The following is a 15,863-nucleotide window of genomic DNA, read 5'->3' as shown; positions in this document are numbered from 1 at the left end:
ATACCGTTCACGCGCCTTTTTATAGTCGCCCAGGTGCTGGTGAATCATCGCAAGGTTGTGCAAAGCCATAGCATAACCAATTTTGTCTTTAGATTTTTCAAAAAGGGAGATCGCCTTTTCAAAACATTTGCGCGCATTTTCGGGCTCTCCAATTTTATAAAAGATTAATCCAAGGTCGTTCAATCTCCTCGGGTCCCCGAGTTCCAGAGCCGGGTCAAGGATTTGTTCAAGAATGGATTGCACAGGCTGTAAATTTTGAAATCCATCATAGGCGACTACCGTCATATCAATCAGCATTGGCAAAAATGGACCGCCTATCTTCTCTTCGGGTTTAAAACCGATTGTGCGGGTTTTAATGTCCTTTGCCTTCAGCAGAACAGCAAATAGCCTCTCTGCCGCATCAACTGCACGGAGAACATTATATCCACGGTAAAGGTTAATCAGGGTAATAAGGACACGCATCCCTTCATAAACCGGCAGGGTGTTCAGGAAAGTGTCGTAGGCAGGGGAAATCATACCATCAGGAAAATAGACCCTTCTGCAGATATGCTCGGCAAGGATATCCGGGTCTATCCCGAAAAACCTTTGCCTTCCTATTGTAAAATCTATTATGTAGCCCATCCTCTTGATATGTTTGATGGCATCAAAGTTATCTTTCACAATCTGGTCATCCTCTCTTACACCCCGCCTGATTGCGATATCAGCAACAACCTCGTTGCCATTTTGGGGAAAGCACTTCGCCATATCATCAAGGATGGAGTCAAGCAGACCCCAGGCATCAGACACTTCATCCAACTTTTCATATTGGGCGGCAAGAACCGCTAAAGCCGGTATCCCACCGGCAATCTGCTCTATCTTCCTTTTCCTTTCACCGGTTGCGCCCACAATCTCGGCAACATTATCCATCTTGCCAAGAGAAATCATCTCAACCTTGAACCGCTGCTCCTTTTTCAGCTCCTCAATTGGCTCAGGGTCGCGGGTGGCGGCAATCAGTTTGACCTTTTTGTCATAAACGATGTCAAGAACACCTTTAAAAACAGCGGGGTGGTTATGAATATCATCAAAGATGACAACCTGCCCTTGTTGGAGATGGGTCTTAAGTCCAGCGATTAACGGCTTGGAGTCCCTGGTGAAGGCGCGTGTGTTGATAAATAGAAACTCAGGGTGGGCTTTGCACAGTTCAATCAAAATTCTCGTCTTGCCCGCACCACCCTTTCCGCAAAGGGCAATGATACTTGCCTCAGTCTTTAGTGCCTGTTCAAACTCTTTTATGATGTCCCGCTCTTTTCCCCCTTCCTTCCGCACCGACACAAAATTCTGGCTGAACCTTTCCTTCAACAAGTCCTGATAAAACTTGTCATAAGGAACAAGATAGGACTCAATAGGTTCAGCAGAAGTTAATTCAGGTTTTTTGCTGCGCCGGCGTAATTTATCCCATATATAAGCCCCGATAATTGCGGCGATAACGCCTCCGACAATAGCAATAACCCACGGATTTCTTAAAACCCCGCATATTATTTTGTAGACAGGAAGAGCGGCTATCTTATTAAATATCTCTGTCATTAGATAATGTTACCTTCTTAACTCTTTTATGTCAATTTAAAAATGAAAATAAAATTTCCAACCTTTGCTTTTGCTTTAGCGCCAAATATTTTGACTTTTCATTTAAAATGAAGTATCATTTTTATTCTGGCTTTTAAAAACCAGGTAGAAAGGTGAAAATGTTATGAAGCATAATATGGAAAACTATGAAGAGACCTACCGCAACTTTAGATGGGAAATCCCAGAGTATTACAACTTCGCCTATGACACGGTTGACGCCTGGGCGGAAAAGGACCGAACCAAACTGGCTTTAATCTCGGTTGAGGATGATGGCAAAACCGCCCAGAAGCACACCTTCTGGGAGTTGAGCCGTCTCTCAAACAAATTTGCCAATCTTTTGTTTGCGTCCGGGGCAAAGAAGGGGGACAGAATCCTTGTCCTCTTGCCCAGGATTCCAGAATGGTATGTGGCGGTATTGGGGGCAATGAAGGCGGGGGTTGTGTTTATGCCCACCCCAACACTTTCCACCTCCAAGGACATTGAATACCGGCTCAACACCTCCGGCGCCAAGTTCTGCATCACCGATGCCGACAACGCCCAGAAGATTGCCGATGCCCAGCCCAACTGCCCAAACCTGAAAACGGTCTTTCTTGTCAATGGCAAGAGGGAGGGCTGGATAAGTTATAACGAGGAGATGGAAAGGGCACCAGCCCGAATTGAAAACCGTATTGTCACCCGCTCGGACGAGCCGCTCCTGGTCTACTTTACATCAGGCACGGTCGGCTATCCGAAAATGGTTGAGCATTACCATTCTTATCCCCTTGCCCACATCGTCACCGCCAAATTTGTCCACGACCTCCAGCCCAATGACATTCACTGGACAATTGCTGACACCGGCTGGGCAAAGACCGCCTGGGGAAAACTTTTCGGACAGTGGCTCATCGGTTGCACGGTGCTGCAGCGCAACCCCAGGGGCAAGTTTGTCCCGAAAATCACCCTTGCGGTCCTGGAAAACTTTGGCGTCACCACCTTCTGCGCACCGCCAACGGTCTATCGGATGCTCATCCTTGAAGACCTGAAAAAATACTCACTCAGCCTGCGCCACTGCGTCTCCGCGGGCGAACCGCTCAACCCTGAGGTCATCCGAGCCTGGGAGGCGGGGACCGGGCTGAAGATTTACGACTTTTACGGTCAGACCGAGACGGTTGCGGTCCTTGCCAACTATCCGTGCCTGCCGGTCAAGGAGGGTTCAATGGGCAAGCCCACACCGGGTCACGAGGTTAAAATTGTTGACGACGAGGGCAGGGAACTGCCACCGGGTGAGGAGGGGCACATCGCCATCAGGGTCAAGCCTTTTCATCCACCAGGAATCTTTAAGGGCTATCTCAATCAACCGGACTTCAATCAGAAGGCGTTTCGCGGTGACTGGTACTTTACCGGTGACAAAGCCTATATGGATGAGGATGGCTACTTCTGGTTTGTCGGCCGGGCAGATGATGTCATCAAGGCGTCGGGCTATCGCATCGGACCTTTTGAGGTGGAGTCGGCGCTGATTGAGCATCCCGCGGTCCAGGAGTCAGCGGTGATTGGCAAGCCGGACCCGATTCGCGGTGAGATTGTCAAGGCATTTGTCATCTTAAAGCCCGGGTATGAGCCCTCGGAAAACCTAATCAAAGAACTCCAGGAGCATGTGAAAAGGGTCACCGCACCCTACAAATACCCGCGCGAGATTGAGTTTGTCAAGGAACTACCCAAGACCATCAGCGGCAAAATCCGGCGTGGTGAGTTGCGCCGGCTGGAACTGCAAAAGACGCACCGGACAGGTTAGGGTCAAGGTTTAACCTCAGACTGCTTATTTTCTTGACCCCTGTCAGGTTTCCTCTATCCTAAAACTATGCCTTTGGCGGTCACCATTATCATTACCATCCTTTCACTGCTCATCGCCCTCGTTGTCATCCTCCTCGTCCTGACCCGGCTCAAAAAACCTCCCGCCACCGAAACCACTCTCCTTTTTCAGCAACTGGAGGCGCTCCGTCAGGAGCAGGCGCGTGCCCTGGAGGCAAACAATCAGTTGCTCAACCAGCGCCTGAGTGAGGTGAGCCGCACCCTTGCCGATAACACCAGCACCCTTAACACCAGACTTGACAGTGCGGCAAAAATCACCGGCGAACTCAATCTGCGTTTAGGTGAACTTGCCCGTGCCGCTGAAAACATCTTCCAGGTTGGTAAAGACATCGCCTCTCTCCAGGAGATTCTGCGCGCACCCAAACCGAGGGGGCTTTTGGGCGAACTCTTCCTGGACAATATCCTCAAGGAGATTGTCCCCAATAACTACCAGTCCCAGTATCAGTTTCGTTCTGGGGAAAAGGTGGATGCGGTGGTGCGACTCGGAGAAAAACTTGTGCCGGTTGATGCCAAGTTTCCGCTTGAGGACTTTCAGAGAGTGCTTGCGGCTGAGGATGAAACAACCCGCGCCTCGATGCGCCGGCAGTTTTTGCAGAAGGTTAAAGGGCACATTGATGCCATTGCCAAGAAATACATCCTGCCGGATGAAGGGACATTTGACTTTGCCCTGATGTATATCCCGGCAGAAAATGTGTATTATGAGACCATCACCAGTATCGGCGAGAAAGACGAAACTATCCTGAACTATGCTTTTGCCCGGCGGGTGATTCCGGTCTCACCGGGAACAATTTATGCCTATCTTCAGGCGATTGCCCTCGGGTTGCGCGGAATGCAGATTGACCGCAAGGCAAGGGAAATCCTTGACCATCTGAGCCGGCTGCAGGGAGACCTCAACCGGTTTAAGGAGAAATTTGAAACCCTGGGCAGCCATCTCACCAACGCCCGTAACCGTTACGATGATGCGGCACGGGAACTTGACCGCCTCAGTGAAAGGATGGTCTTGAAACTTGAAGAGACAAATCCTGGCTCAACCGGTCAGGAGGATTGAAGATTTGGAGGTAAAAATGAAGCAACTGCTACGCAAATCAAAAGTCAAAGAGCAAAATGCAAAGGGCAAAATGATTTTTCACTTCACAATTTGCGCTTTGCTTTTTGCGTCGATTGCACCCACCTTTGGCGCCTGGCAGCAACTTGGTCCCCAGGGCGCAACTGTCCAGGCAATGACCAATGTGCCCGGGTATCCGGATGAACTTTTTCTGGTTGTCGGCGGGTTTCCCAGTTTTATCCTGCATACTACCGATGCCGGCAGAACCTGGAGCGAACCGGAAACAATCCCAGACATAATCACTGCGATTTGCGTCAACCCCAGTGCTGTTAGAACCCTTTATGCTGGTGGCAGAACCAGGAAGGTTTATAAAAGCACCAATGGCGGCGCATCCTGGCAGGTTGTTGGTAATTTAACCGGAGATGTCTGGGTGCAACAGATTATGGTCAATCCGCAGAACCCTTCTGAGGTATGGGCAGGTGTAGAGGTTTATAGCGGCGATTCGGTGGGGATTAATATCTATTACTCAACAAATGGAGGTGTTTCCTGGAACCCAGGGACCCCACTCCTATCGTTTGAAGCCAAATTTAGGGCGCTTTTGGTTGACCATCTTCATCCGGGCAGGGCTTTTGTTGCTGGCTCAACCCAAAATCGTGCCCGCCTTTTTTTGACGACCAATTATGGTGCATCCTGGCAGGATAAATCCAGCGGTCTTGGGGGAAGGTCCGCTTACGGAATTGCAATAGTCCCAAATGACAGCGCCGCAATGGTGTGCGCAACCGACTCTGGTATTTACTACACTTCTAACCAGGGTGAGACCTGGACCAGGCGGATTGCTGCCCCGGCATATTCGGTTGGATTTGCACCCCTCTCGCCCTACTATGGCTATGCTGGCGGTGAAAACTTAGTGTATCGCTCCAACGATTACGGCTGGACCTGGCGCGCAGACACGACCACATTTTTTGGCACCAATACCCGTTTTTTGGCAATAAATACCCAGCACCCGTTAGAGGTTTATGCCGGTAACAGTTATGGAGTTTTCTTTACCACCAATGGCGGTTATGACTGGTCTTACCGCACAAGTAGTATGCGCAATCTCAATGTCTCCTTTCTTTATAACCCCGGCGGCGAAAGCCTGTTTGCTGGCGTTGAGGGCTATGGTGTTGTCAAATCAACAAACTTGGGCTTGAACTGGGAACTGTGGGGGAGACCATTCCCGGGTTCAGGCTGGGTAAAAAGCATAGCGGTCAACGCGCGCAATCCGGATACGGTTGTCTGTGTAACCGGTTTTGACTCCCGTTTACATATAACAATTGACAAAGGCGACTCCTGGGAGAGCTTCCCTATTGCTCTTAACTTTGAACCCCAAGGCGTTGCCTATCACCCAGCCGGTTATGACACCATCTATACCTGGGGAGGTAAAAGGGATTCGGCTAACGGACCAGTCCGTTTCGCCATCTTTCGCTCTACCGACCAAGGTCAAACCTGGAACCAGGTCCTTTTGCGTGACGAAGGGGTTTGCCGTAATATAATATTTTCTCCTTATGCCGATACTATCATCGCCTATGGCAGCAGCGGTGACGCAGCGGTCTTCCGCTCAACCGACCGGGGCAGAAACTGGACATCCCTCGTATCAGGCCTTAGCGGAAAAGAGGTTTTAGACCTTAAGGTTATGCGGTCTCAGCCCAATGTCTGGTTCTGCGCAACATCGGCGGGGGTATTCAAAACAGAAAACAGCGGGCTTTACTGGACAAACCTCGGGCTTGAGAATGTCACCACCATCCTTCCGGATACAATAAGCCCCAACCGGGTCTGGGCAGGAACCGACACCCAGGGGTTCTACTGGACCACGAATAACGGGGTCATCTGGGAGCGAGATACACTGGGACTGCCAGGAAGGTCAATCACATTTCTGTTGCGCCATCCTGCCCGACAACAGGTTGTTTATGCCGGTGTTTGTGGACACAGCCTTATTGGTAAGAATGCCATCGGCTTAGAGGAGGGGTCAGGGGTTAACAGTAAACCGGCGCGCGTCAGTGTCTATCCATCTGCGGTCATACACTATGTTCGAATCGTTGTCGAACCGGCGCCTGATAATGTGCGAATCCACGACGCTAGTGGCAGACTGGTTGCTCACATCTTCCCAGACCCCAGTGGGGTGTGCGAATGGCGGCGACCGCCTCACCTCACTCCTGGGGTTTATTTCATTACGGTAAGAGTGGGCAAAAAATGGGCGTCAGGGAAGGTACTCCTTTTACCGGAGCGATAGTTGACAGCGGAGAGGAGTTTGGTATCATTTCTTACTTGTAAAGGAGTATAATGGTCAGGATAAGACTTACACGATTAGGTGCTCGGAACAATCCTGTTTATCGAGTTGTCGCGATTGATTCCCGGCGGGCGCGCGACAGCCAATATCTGGAAGCGCTCGGGCATTATGACCCGCGGCGAAAGGTTCTGAAACTTAACCTTGAACGGGTGGACTACTGGTTGTCAAAAGGTGCTCAACCTTCCAATACCGTTGACAGGTTAATCAAGCGTTATCGCAAAACAAACCCGGCTCCTCAAATACTCAAGGAGCCGGAAATCATAAAGGAAAGCGAAACCGCAAACTAACCAAGGAGGCATCATGAAAGAACTGATAGAATACATCGCGAAAGCGCTCGTTGACCATCCTGATAAGGTCGAGGTCAAAGAGATCGCAGGTGAGAAGACGCTGATATATGAACTGCGTGTAGGTCAGGGAGACCTCGGTAAGGTCATCGGCAAAGAGGGGCGAACCGCAAAATCCATCCGTGCGATTATCTCCGCAGCAGCAATGAAGCACGGAAAACGGGCGCAGCTCGAAATCCTCGAGTAGCGCCGGTTCGTTCCTGCGGCCAGAGATAAGATAACGGGTTGAAAACCTGTGCGTATTCATATTATCTCCATATTCCCGGAGTTCTTTAACGGTCCATTTAACTGCGGACCAACAAGAATCGCCCGGGAAAAGGGGCTCTTAGAAATTGGCGTGGTTAACCCCAGGGAGTTCACTACCGACGCTTATCGCACTGTTGACGACTACCCTTTTGGAGGGGGTCCGGGAATGGTGATGAAGCCGGAACCGATATTCTTAGCAGTGGAAAGCGTCAAGGATAAGAACTCCAGGGTAATCCTGCTTTCGCCCCAGGGAGATAGGTTTAACCAAAAGATGGCGCACAGGTTTTCACAAGAACCCCATCTGATATTCATCTGTGGCCGTTATAAAGGGGTGGACGAACGGGTTCGCACCCGGCTGATTGACGAAGAGGTGTCAATCGGCGATTACATCCTCGCGGGCGGGGAAGCCGCGGCGGTGGTGATTGTTGAAGCCATCGCCCGGCTTCTCCCCGGCTGCGTCGGCGATGAGGATTCGGTCGCTACCGACTCATTTGCGAGTGGGATGTTAGAGGGACCGCTTTACACCCGACCCCAGGAGTTCCGAGGCGAGCGGGTGCCTGAAATTCTCATCTCTGGAAATCATGCGGCAGTTGCCCGGTGGCGCCGTGAGCAGGCACTTTTGCGAACCGCCCAGCGCCGACCAGATCTTTTAAAAGCACTGCCTTTGACCGAAGCCGAAAAGGAGTTTATCCGTAAGGAGTTGGGAAAGGAGAAAACCGATGGCGGGAAAAAAGAAAAACAACCATCCGGAGGTTAAGGAGCAAGGCTCAACCCCCACTGTTCCCGAACCAGGGGACCTGGTTGATGTTCATCTTCGCATCACGGAGGGTGATAAAGAACGTATTCAAATATTTCGTGGAACGGTAATTGCGGTTCGGGGGAAGGGCGCAGGCAAGACCTTTACCGTCCGCCGGGTAAGCAGGGGTATCGGTATCGAACGCATCTTCCCGGTGAACGCACCGGTAATTGCCCGGATAGATATCAGGCATAAAAGCAAGGTCCGCCGGGCTAAGTTGTATTATTTGCGGACAAAAACCGGACGCGAAGCAGCGCTTAAAGAACGTAAAAGCGGTGAAGAATCTGGACCGCCATCTATGGAGAAATAATACCCTCATCTGCGGTGTTGATGAAGTGGGGAGGGGTGCAATTGCTGGACCGGTCGTCGCTGCAGCAGTAGTTCTCCCCCTAAACTCCTCTCTTACCGGGGTTCAGGATTCTAAAAAATTGAGCCCAAAACAGCGCGCTCTTTTAGAGCCAGCAATCAAAAAAGAGGCATTGGGTTGGGCCATAGCTGCTGCTGGGCATCACTTTATTGAAAATTACAACATTGCCTTCGCCACATTCTGGGTAATGCGTTTGGCGGTAGAGAAATTGGTGCGGGCATTAGAAGAGAATGTGAAGGGTAAAGACATTTTGGTCCTTGCCGACGGATGGCAAATTCCGGATTTGAATTTACCTTGTCAGGGGATCATTAAGGGCGACTCCAAAAGCCTTTCCATCGCTTGTGCATCAATCATTGCCAAGGTCTTCCGGGATAAATTGATGACAAAAATGGAGCACCGTTTCCCAGGGTATGGTTTTGCCCGGAATAAAGGTTACGGCACCAAAGAGCATATTTGCGCTCTGAAGAAACTGGGCCCTTCGCCAATCCATCGTAAAACATTTGAGCCGGTTAAATCCCTTTTTATCTATCTATAAAACAAATGCGCCGAGTGGAACTGGGAAAAAAGGGCGAAACGCTCGCACGGCGCTATCTTGTCTCAAAGGGCTACACAATCATTGATACCAACTATCGCTCGAAGTATGGGGAAATTGACATCATCTGTGAGGACGGCGAGACAGTTGTTTTTGTTGAGGTGAAAAGCCGCACTTCTGAGGTTTTCGGCAAGCCAGCAGAGTCGGTGAACTGGCAGAAGCAAAAGCGCTTGCACCGGCTCGCCGAGGATTACCTCATCGGTCACAAACTTGAGTTCAGACCGGTGCGATTTGATGTCCTCAGCCTACTCTTTCTGCCAGATAATGTAGAAATTGAACACATCCAAGGAGCCTTTTGATGCTTGCTACCGTCTTATCAAGCGCTGTCTTCGGGGTTGATGGCTATCTGGTGACCGTTGAGACTGATATTGCCCATGGCCTCCCAGTTTTTAATATAGTTGGACTTCCTGACGCTGCTGTCAAGGAATCCCAGCATCGGGTACAGGCAGCAATAAAAAACTCTGGGATCGCCTTTCCCAATCGCCGCATTACAGTTAACCTTGCGCCTGCTGATATCAAAAAGGAGGGACCGGGATTTGACCTCCCAATTGCGCTGGGGATAATCGCGGCATCGGGAGGAATCTCCCCTGGTGCACTTTCGGGATATGTTATCCTCGGTGAACTTTCCCTTGATGGTTCCCTCCGGCCGGTAAAAGGGGTAGTGGCGATGGCGGTTGCTGCTCGTGCTGGGAATATAAGAGGAATGATTGTTCCTGAACCCAATGCCCTTGAGGCAGCACTCGTGCCAGAATTACCTGTGTTTGGAGTAAATTCCCTTGTCCAGACAATAAATTTTCTTAAGGGGGTCGAAAAAATTGAGCCTGCGCACACCGATGCCCGAAGGCTGTTTGAAGAGGCAAGCGTTTTTACCGTTGATTTTGGCGAGGTGCACGGTCATGCCCATGCTAAGCGTGCGCTGGAGATTGCCGCTGCTGGCGCTCACAATGTCCTGATGTTAGGGCCGCCTGGCAGTGGTAAAACAATGCTCGCTCGGCGGCTCCCCACAATTTTACCCACTTTTACCCTTGAGGAGGCATTGGAGACAACTAAAGTCCACTCAGTTACGGGTACCCTTACCCCGGGGGTCCCAATTGTGGCTGTCCGCCCGTTTCGTTCCCCGCATCACAACATATCTGAATCAGGTATGATTGGAGGGGGAACAATCCCCCGTCCTGGGGAGGTATCCCTTGCCCATAATGGCGTCTTGTTTCTTGATGAGCTGCCTGAGTTCCGCCGGGATGTCCTTGAATCGCTCCGTCAGCCGCTTGAGGATGGAGAGGTGACGATTGGACGTGCCCGTTCCACTTTGACTTTCCCGGCACGTTTTATGCTTGTGTGCGCGATGAACCCATGTCCCTGCGGATTCTTTAATGACCCCAGACACACCTGCACCTGCACACCCCAGAAAATCCGACGGTATCGCAGTCGCATCTCAGGACCGTTACTTGACCGGATTGATATCCATATTGAGGTACCGGCACTGAAATATGTCGATGTTGCCACTAAAAAACAGGGAGAGACATCAAGCCAAATCAGGGAACGGGTGATGCGGGCACGTAAAATCCAACTTGAACGTTTTCAAGGAATAAATCTTCGGCGCCAGATTTTTGCCAACGCTCAGATGACACCGGCGCTTATCCGGCGGTTCTGCTTAACCACCCCTCAAGGCGAAGAACTCCTGCGTACCGCAATTGACCGGCTCGGACTTTCCACCCGTGCCTATCATCGGGTCTTAAAGGTGGGGAGGACTATTGCAGACCTTGAAGGTTCGGAGGTAATTCAACCTCACCATATCAGCGAGGCGGTTCAGTACCGCAGTTTTGACCGGGCAGTATGGTAATTTCCAAGATGCAAGAAAGGAGACGATAATGAAACAATTGGCCGAAAAAATCAAAAAACAGAAGGCAAAGGTAGGGATTATCGGTATCGGCTATGTAGGACTCCCCCTCGCTTTAGAAATCGCACGGGCAGGTTTTGAGACGATAGGCGTTGATGTTGACAAAGATAAGGTGGCCGCAGTTAATGAAGGAAGGAGTTTTATCGGTGATGTTGATTCGAAGGAACTTTGGGAGGTGGTGAGGTCAGGGAAGTTGAAGGCTACTGGCGATTATCGGGTTTGCAGAAATTGCGATGTTATCAACATCTGTGTGCCCACCCCTTTTACCGCATCTAAGGAGCCGGATGTGTCTTATATAATCAACGCGGGCGAAGAAATAGGAAGGTATCTACATAAAGGCCAGCTAATCGTGCTCCGCAGCACCACCTATCCCGAGACAACTGAAAAGGTGCTTTTACCGATCCTTGAGAAAAGCGGCTTCAAGGTAGGAAGGGACTTCTTCTTGGCGTTTGCACCAGAACGAATTGACCCTGGAAATAAACAGTGGGATATCCGTAGGACCCCAGTAGTTGTGGGTGGGGTTACCAAGCGGTGCACAGAGTTGTGCTCGCTTTTCTATTCCCGGTTTGTCGATAGTGTCGTGCCGGTATCTTCCCCAAGGGTTGCGGAGATGTCAAAGTTGCTGGAGAATATCTTCCGGAGTGTGAATATCGCCTTGGTGAATGAACTTGCCCGGATGTGCGAACGAATGGGTAATATTGACATCTGGGAGGTTATCAAGGCAGCAAGCACCAAGCCATTTGGTTTTATGCCCTTTTACCCCGGACCAGGGATTGGGGGGCATTGTATCCTTATTGATCCCTATTATCTTGCCTGGAAGGCACGGGAGTATGATTTCCACTCCAATTTTATTGAACTGGCAGCAGAGACGAACGAAGCAATGCCCTTTTATGTTGTTGACCGACTGATGGAAATCTTGGGGGTCCACGGGATTGCCGCAAAAAAGGCAGAGGTCTTGATCATCGGTGCCGCTTTTAAGCGAGATGTAGATGACACCAGGCATTCACCAGCAATTAAGGTGATGGAGTTGGTTATTGGCAAAGTAAAAGGGGTTGGCTATGTTGACCCTTATGTGCCGGAAATCGTAATCAGGGGGAAGAAATTTAAATCCTGCACCTTGACCGAAAAGGTTCTGCACCACGCCGATTGCGTCCTCATCCTTACCGACCACTCCTGTTTTGATTATGACCTCATCCTGAGGGAGAGCCGGCTGATTCTTGATACTAGGAATGCCATCAAAAGGAGGGACGTGAAGAAGGTTTATACCTTAGGATTCAGACGTTGCCAGGAAGTGTAGAGGGTCTAAATTGGTGCTAAGATCCACTCCTCGATGTAATTGAGGATCTTGGGCAAGGTGGCACTAAGAACCGGGGAAAGTTTTTCACCAAAACCACGCTGAGCAGGCTGGATACCTAAAAGATAGACCTTGGCGTTTGTTTTTGTAATAATGAGTTGAGCGATAAGATTTAATGGTAGGGTATGGGTAGAGAAATTGGAGAGACGGAGATTTTCAAAAGTTTCGGGTTCAAAAAGCCGAAACTCACCCGGCTTACCATCAAAAAGGCAGGCGTCAACGATGAGCACCCGCTGGGGTCTTTTTTGGATGATGGACTCAAGGTAATTTTCTGGAACCGTGCCAGCATCAATCACCTCAACATCTTTAACACGCTCCTTAAGCAAATCAACAATATGGGACCCAACCCCATCATCACAACGGAGCCGGTTACCAACCCCAACAATGAGTATCTTACCCATCAGCGTGCCGCTTTTGCCTTTAACCACTTGGCAGCGCGTACATAACTAACAAGCCAGGGAACCGAATCAGCTTGGTCTGCCCAGTTGAGGATGCATTGAGCGAAAAACCGGGTGCTGTCTGTTCTACCTAAGCCAGCCCAGGCATAAGCCATCTTCAGCCAATTCTCGGCAATCCCATAACGGTTGTTGGGAAATACCCGGGTGATATCGCTCTCAAGCTCCCTCGCCAATATTATCACCCGTTCATAATTACCCATATCAAGATAGATGTCGCGCAAAAGCCTTAAGGCAGCACGGTTGTTAGGATACCTTTCAAGTAGTCGGTTGCAGTATTTTATCGCCTCTTCAAACTGCCCTTCCTCCTTGCACATAAAACCGAGCATAAATTCCGCCATCGGTTGCAGCATCCCATCTTGGCGTCTTGCCTTCTGTAAGAGCTTATATGCCCGCTCCCTTGAACCGATGAGTCCGAGACCGAAACAGTAACGGTCAGCGGTTGCCTTAAAATACTCAATTACCCCGATACCGAACAGGGCATCGGTCAGCCTGGCGTCGAATTTAAGGGCCCGATTAAGATGGGGAGTTACTTTAAGGAGGGTCATAAAGGCAGCAAACTTCTTTCCCTGCCAGCTTAAAAGATTGGCGCGGTTAAGTTGGGTAAGTCCCCAGTAAAGATGCGCCTCAGCATCGCTCGGGTTGTTCTTTAGCCGGCGCCGACAAAGTTGAATCACCGAATCGCTTGTGAGATAAAATGACTCAATCAAGCCAGTATTACCCGAATCATAAATCAGCATCTGCAAAAGAGCGGCATACCAGAACAGACCGGCAGGGTCTTGAGGGTCGGTTGCACAAATTTCCTTCACCCGGCTTAATGCTGCCGAATAGTCTTGATGGTAACACAAATCCCGCGCCTGATAAATCGCCTCCTTTTTCTCCACCGGTGAGTGCCAAGAAGTAAAAAGTAATGGCAATACTACGAAATTAACGCTCGGCAACAACTTCAATCTCTACCTGAGCCCCTTTGGGTAAAGCCGCAACTTGAACAGTTGAACGGGCGGGAAAGGGCTCTTGAAAATAGCGGGCATAAATCGCATTGACACAGGCAAAATCCTTCATATCGGTGATGAAGATTAAACTCTTAATAACCCGGTCAAACCCGCTCCCTGCTGCTCTCAGCACCGCACCGAGATTCTTCATCACCTGCTCTGTTTCTGCCTCAATGCCGCCCTTAACAAGTTCGCCGGTTACCGGGTCAATGCCAATCTGCCCTGATGTCCAGACGAGATTACCAAAAACAACCGCCTGACTGTAAGGTCCAACTGGCTTGGCAGCATTATCAGTATAAATTGCCTCTCGCATCTTCTCTCCTTTCAACAGCCATAATAAAGGTTGAACTCCCAAGGATGGGGTCTCTTTGCAACTGCCTCCACCTCGAGCATCTTCAACTCCATCCACTTTTTAATCGTCTCTTCAGTAAAGATACCTTCTCCGGTCAGGTAGTCGTGGTCGCACTCCAACTCCTTTAGCGCTGCGCTTAATGAAACCGGCACTGGACGAGCCCGGGAGCGCATATCCTTTCCCTTCCGAGGTAGACCGGGGTCAATCATTTTCTTGATGCCATCAAGTCCTGCCAAAAGAATCGCTGCCAGCGCCAGGTAAGGATTGGCGGTAGCATCCGGTATTCTGAACTCAAGCGCCATTTTTTTTACATCCCGGATATACCCGGGAATTCTTATTGCTGCAGTCCGGTTCGCAACTGAGAAGAAGGCTTCAGTAGGCGCCTCATAACCAGGTACCAGCCGACGATAGGAATTGGTGCTGGGATTGGTCAAGGCGCAGAGCGAAGGCACGTGCTCTAAAATCCCGCCAATGTAATTAAGCGCCAGCCGGGAAAGACCGATTTCTGCCTCCTTGTCACCAAAAAGTGAAACACCCCTTTTTTCAAGAAACAGGTGAAAGTGCATACCTGACCCTGGTTCATTATAAATCGGCTTGGGCATAAAGGTAGCGCTCTTCCCTTTCCTGAATGCCAGATTCCGAACAAGATATTTGGTCAGCATCACGCCATCACCCGCTTTCAGCGCCGGCAGAAATCCCGGCTCCACCTCCACCTGCGAAAACCTGCCGCCTTCGTGATGATGATACTTGACCGGGATCCCGCACTCAGCCATCAAGCGGGCAAGTTCGCTGCGGAACTCGCCACTCCGGTCAAAAGGTGGTGCCACATGATAGGCGCTACCCTTGAACAATGCCGCACCACTCTGGTCATCATGACGCAACTCCTCACTCTCAACGCGGTAAACCGCTGAACTCTCATCGGTCCAGAACTCTGCCGAATTAAACAGATAAAACTCAAACTCGGTCAAGACCATTATTTCATCACACCCGGTCACCTTTTTAACCGCCCTTACCGCCTTCTCAAGGATAAACCTCGGGTCATGCTGATAACGCTCGCCGCTCTTTGGCTCATAGATATTGGCAAAACAGGAAACGGTCGGATCGCTGACAAATGGCTCAACAAAGGCGCTGTTAAGGTCTGGCTTCAACACCATATCACCTGATTCCACCTTGCCAAACCCGGCAACCGAAGAGCTGTCAAAGCCAACCCCATTCTCAACCGCATCCTTCAAACGCTCAATCGGCAGGGTCACATGGCGCAGCCTGCCCCAAAGGTCGCAATACTTCAGGTCAATAAATCTAACCTTATGCTCAATCTCTTCAATTCGCTTCATAATCATAGATTGCCAGAAACTTTCGCCTTGTCAATTACTGCTCAATTACATAAAATATAAAGGGCAGGTTTTTGCCCTGCCCTTTATTATTTTACAAAAACTACCTTTGGAGGATGAGTTTGGTGTTGCGCTGGTAGTCGCCAGCAAGGAAGCGGCAGATGTAAACACCACTGGCAACAGTTCTGCCTCTGCTGTCCCTACCATCCCAGAAAAGGGTGTATCTGCCCGGGTTCTGATTTGAGTTCAAGAGGGTCTTTATCACCCTGCCAGTGATGTCGCAGACCTGGATGAGGGTTTGCCGTTCGGTGTTGAGGGT

At 50.2% G+C, this 15,863-nt stretch carries 17 protein-coding genes; 11 read left to right on the top strand and 6 right to left on the bottom strand.

Going from position 1 to position 15,863, the window contains the following annotated elements:
* Window positions 1–1,563 (bottom strand): tetratricopeptide repeat protein (locus ABIK47_06255; GenBank protein ID MEO0020221.1); only part of this gene is annotated, 1,563 nt, incomplete at its 3' end.
* Window positions 1,564–1,726: 163 nt separating this feature from the next.
* Between ABIK47_06255 and ABIK47_06250 the strand changes: the two genes are divergently transcribed.
* The 11 genes from ABIK47_06250 (at window position 1,727) to ABIK47_06200 (ending at window position 12,357) form a co-directional block, all read left to right on the top strand.
* Window positions 1,727–3,370 (top strand): AMP-binding protein, encoded by a 1,644-nt coding sequence (locus ABIK47_06250; protein MEO0020220.1) that lies wholly within the window; start codon window positions 1,727–1,729, stop codon window positions 3,368–3,370.
* 66 nt (window positions 3,371–3,436) lie between these two features.
* On the top strand, window positions 3,437–4,495 hold the full coding sequence (locus tag ABIK47_06245; protein ID MEO0020219.1) for a DNA recombination protein RmuC: 1,059 nt from the start codon (window positions 3,437–3,439) through the stop codon (window positions 4,493–4,495).
* Between the two features lie 16 nt (window positions 4,496–4,511).
* Entirely contained in the window at window positions 4,512–6,761 is a 2,250-nt protein-coding gene (locus tag ABIK47_06240; GenBank protein ID MEO0020218.1) for a hypothetical protein, read from the top strand.
* A gap of 50 nt (window positions 6,762–6,811) precedes the next feature.
* The gene (gene rpsP, locus ABIK47_06235) at window positions 6,812–7,105 is read left to right on the top strand and encodes a 30S ribosomal protein S16 (protein MEO0020217.1); all 294 of its coding nucleotides are present in this window, start codon (window positions 6,812–6,814) and stop codon (window positions 7,103–7,105) included.
* Between the two features lie 13 nt (window positions 7,106–7,118).
* Window positions 7,119–7,349: a KH domain-containing protein gene (locus ABIK47_06230; protein ID MEO0020216.1), complete on the top strand. Its 231-nt coding sequence runs from the start codon at window positions 7,119–7,121 to the stop codon at window positions 7,347–7,349.
* A 48-nt stretch (window positions 7,350–7,397) separates the two neighbouring features.
* Window positions 7,398–8,165, top strand: a complete 768-nt coding sequence (trmD, locus tag ABIK47_06225; protein ID MEO0020215.1) for a tRNA (guanosine(37)-N1)-methyltransferase TrmD — start codon at window positions 7,398–7,400, stop codon at window positions 8,163–8,165.
* Entirely contained in the window at window positions 8,128–8,514 is a 387-nt protein-coding gene (gene rplS, locus ABIK47_06220; GenBank protein ID MEO0020214.1) for a 50S ribosomal protein L19, read from the top strand. The genes trmD and rplS overlap by 38 nt, the downstream gene beginning before the upstream one ends.
* Complete coding sequence (locus ABIK47_06215; protein ID MEO0020213.1) at window positions 8,480–9,106, top strand: ribonuclease HII; 627 nt, start codon at window positions 8,480–8,482, stop codon at window positions 9,104–9,106. Before rplS ends, ABIK47_06215 begins: the two co-directional genes overlap by 35 nt.
* Before the next feature lie 5 nt (window positions 9,107–9,111).
* Window positions 9,112–9,462, top strand: a complete 351-nt coding sequence (locus ABIK47_06210) for a YraN family protein (GenBank protein ID MEO0020212.1) — start codon at window positions 9,112–9,114, stop codon at window positions 9,460–9,462.
* On the top strand, window positions 9,462–11,003 hold the full coding sequence (locus ABIK47_06205; protein ID MEO0020211.1) for a YifB family Mg chelatase-like AAA ATPase: 1,542 nt from the start codon (window positions 9,462–9,464) through the stop codon (window positions 11,001–11,003). Before ABIK47_06210 ends, ABIK47_06205 begins: the two co-directional genes overlap by 1 nt.
* 28 nt (window positions 11,004–11,031) lie before the next feature.
* Entirely contained in the window at window positions 11,032–12,357 is a 1,326-nt protein-coding gene (locus ABIK47_06200) for a nucleotide sugar dehydrogenase (protein ID MEO0020210.1), read from the top strand.
* Window positions 12,358–12,362: 5 nt separating this feature from the next.
* Here the strand turns inward: ABIK47_06200 and ABIK47_06195 are convergent, their stop codons facing one another.
* The 5 genes from ABIK47_06195 to ABIK47_06175 all read right to left on the bottom strand — a co-directional run.
* A complete protein-coding gene (locus tag ABIK47_06195) occupies window positions 12,363–12,815 on the bottom strand; it encodes a hydrogenase 3 maturation endopeptidase HyCI (protein ID MEO0020209.1) in 453 nt (150 codons plus the stop codon).
* Window positions 12,815–13,810 (bottom strand): tetratricopeptide repeat protein, encoded by a 996-nt coding sequence (locus ABIK47_06190; GenBank protein MEO0020208.1) that lies wholly within the window; start codon window positions 13,808–13,810, stop codon window positions 12,815–12,817. The genes ABIK47_06195 and ABIK47_06190 overlap by 1 nt, the downstream gene beginning before the upstream one ends.
* Window positions 13,797–14,174: a RidA family protein gene (locus ABIK47_06185; protein ID MEO0020207.1), complete on the bottom strand. Its 378-nt coding sequence runs from the start codon at window positions 14,172–14,174 to the stop codon at window positions 13,797–13,799. The genes ABIK47_06190 and ABIK47_06185 overlap by 14 nt, the downstream gene beginning before the upstream one ends.
* An 11-nt stretch (window positions 14,175–14,185) precedes the next feature.
* Entirely contained in the window at window positions 14,186–15,547 is a 1,362-nt protein-coding gene (glnA, locus tag ABIK47_06180) for a type I glutamate--ammonia ligase (GenBank protein MEO0020206.1), read from the bottom strand.
* Between the two features lie 100 nt (window positions 15,548–15,647).
* On the bottom strand, window positions 15,648–15,863 hold a 216-nt coding region (locus ABIK47_06175; GenBank protein MEO0020205.1), incomplete at its 5' end, for a FlgD immunoglobulin-like domain containing protein.

It is taken from the genome of candidate division WOR-3 bacterium, from assembly GCA_039801245.1.
Lineage (GTDB): Bacteria > Hydrothermota > Tepidihabitantia > Tepidihabitantales > Tepidihabitantaceae > JAOABP01.
The sequence above is the reverse complement of the archived record's forward strand: the minus strand, read 5'-3'. Positions and strand labels throughout refer to the sequence as shown.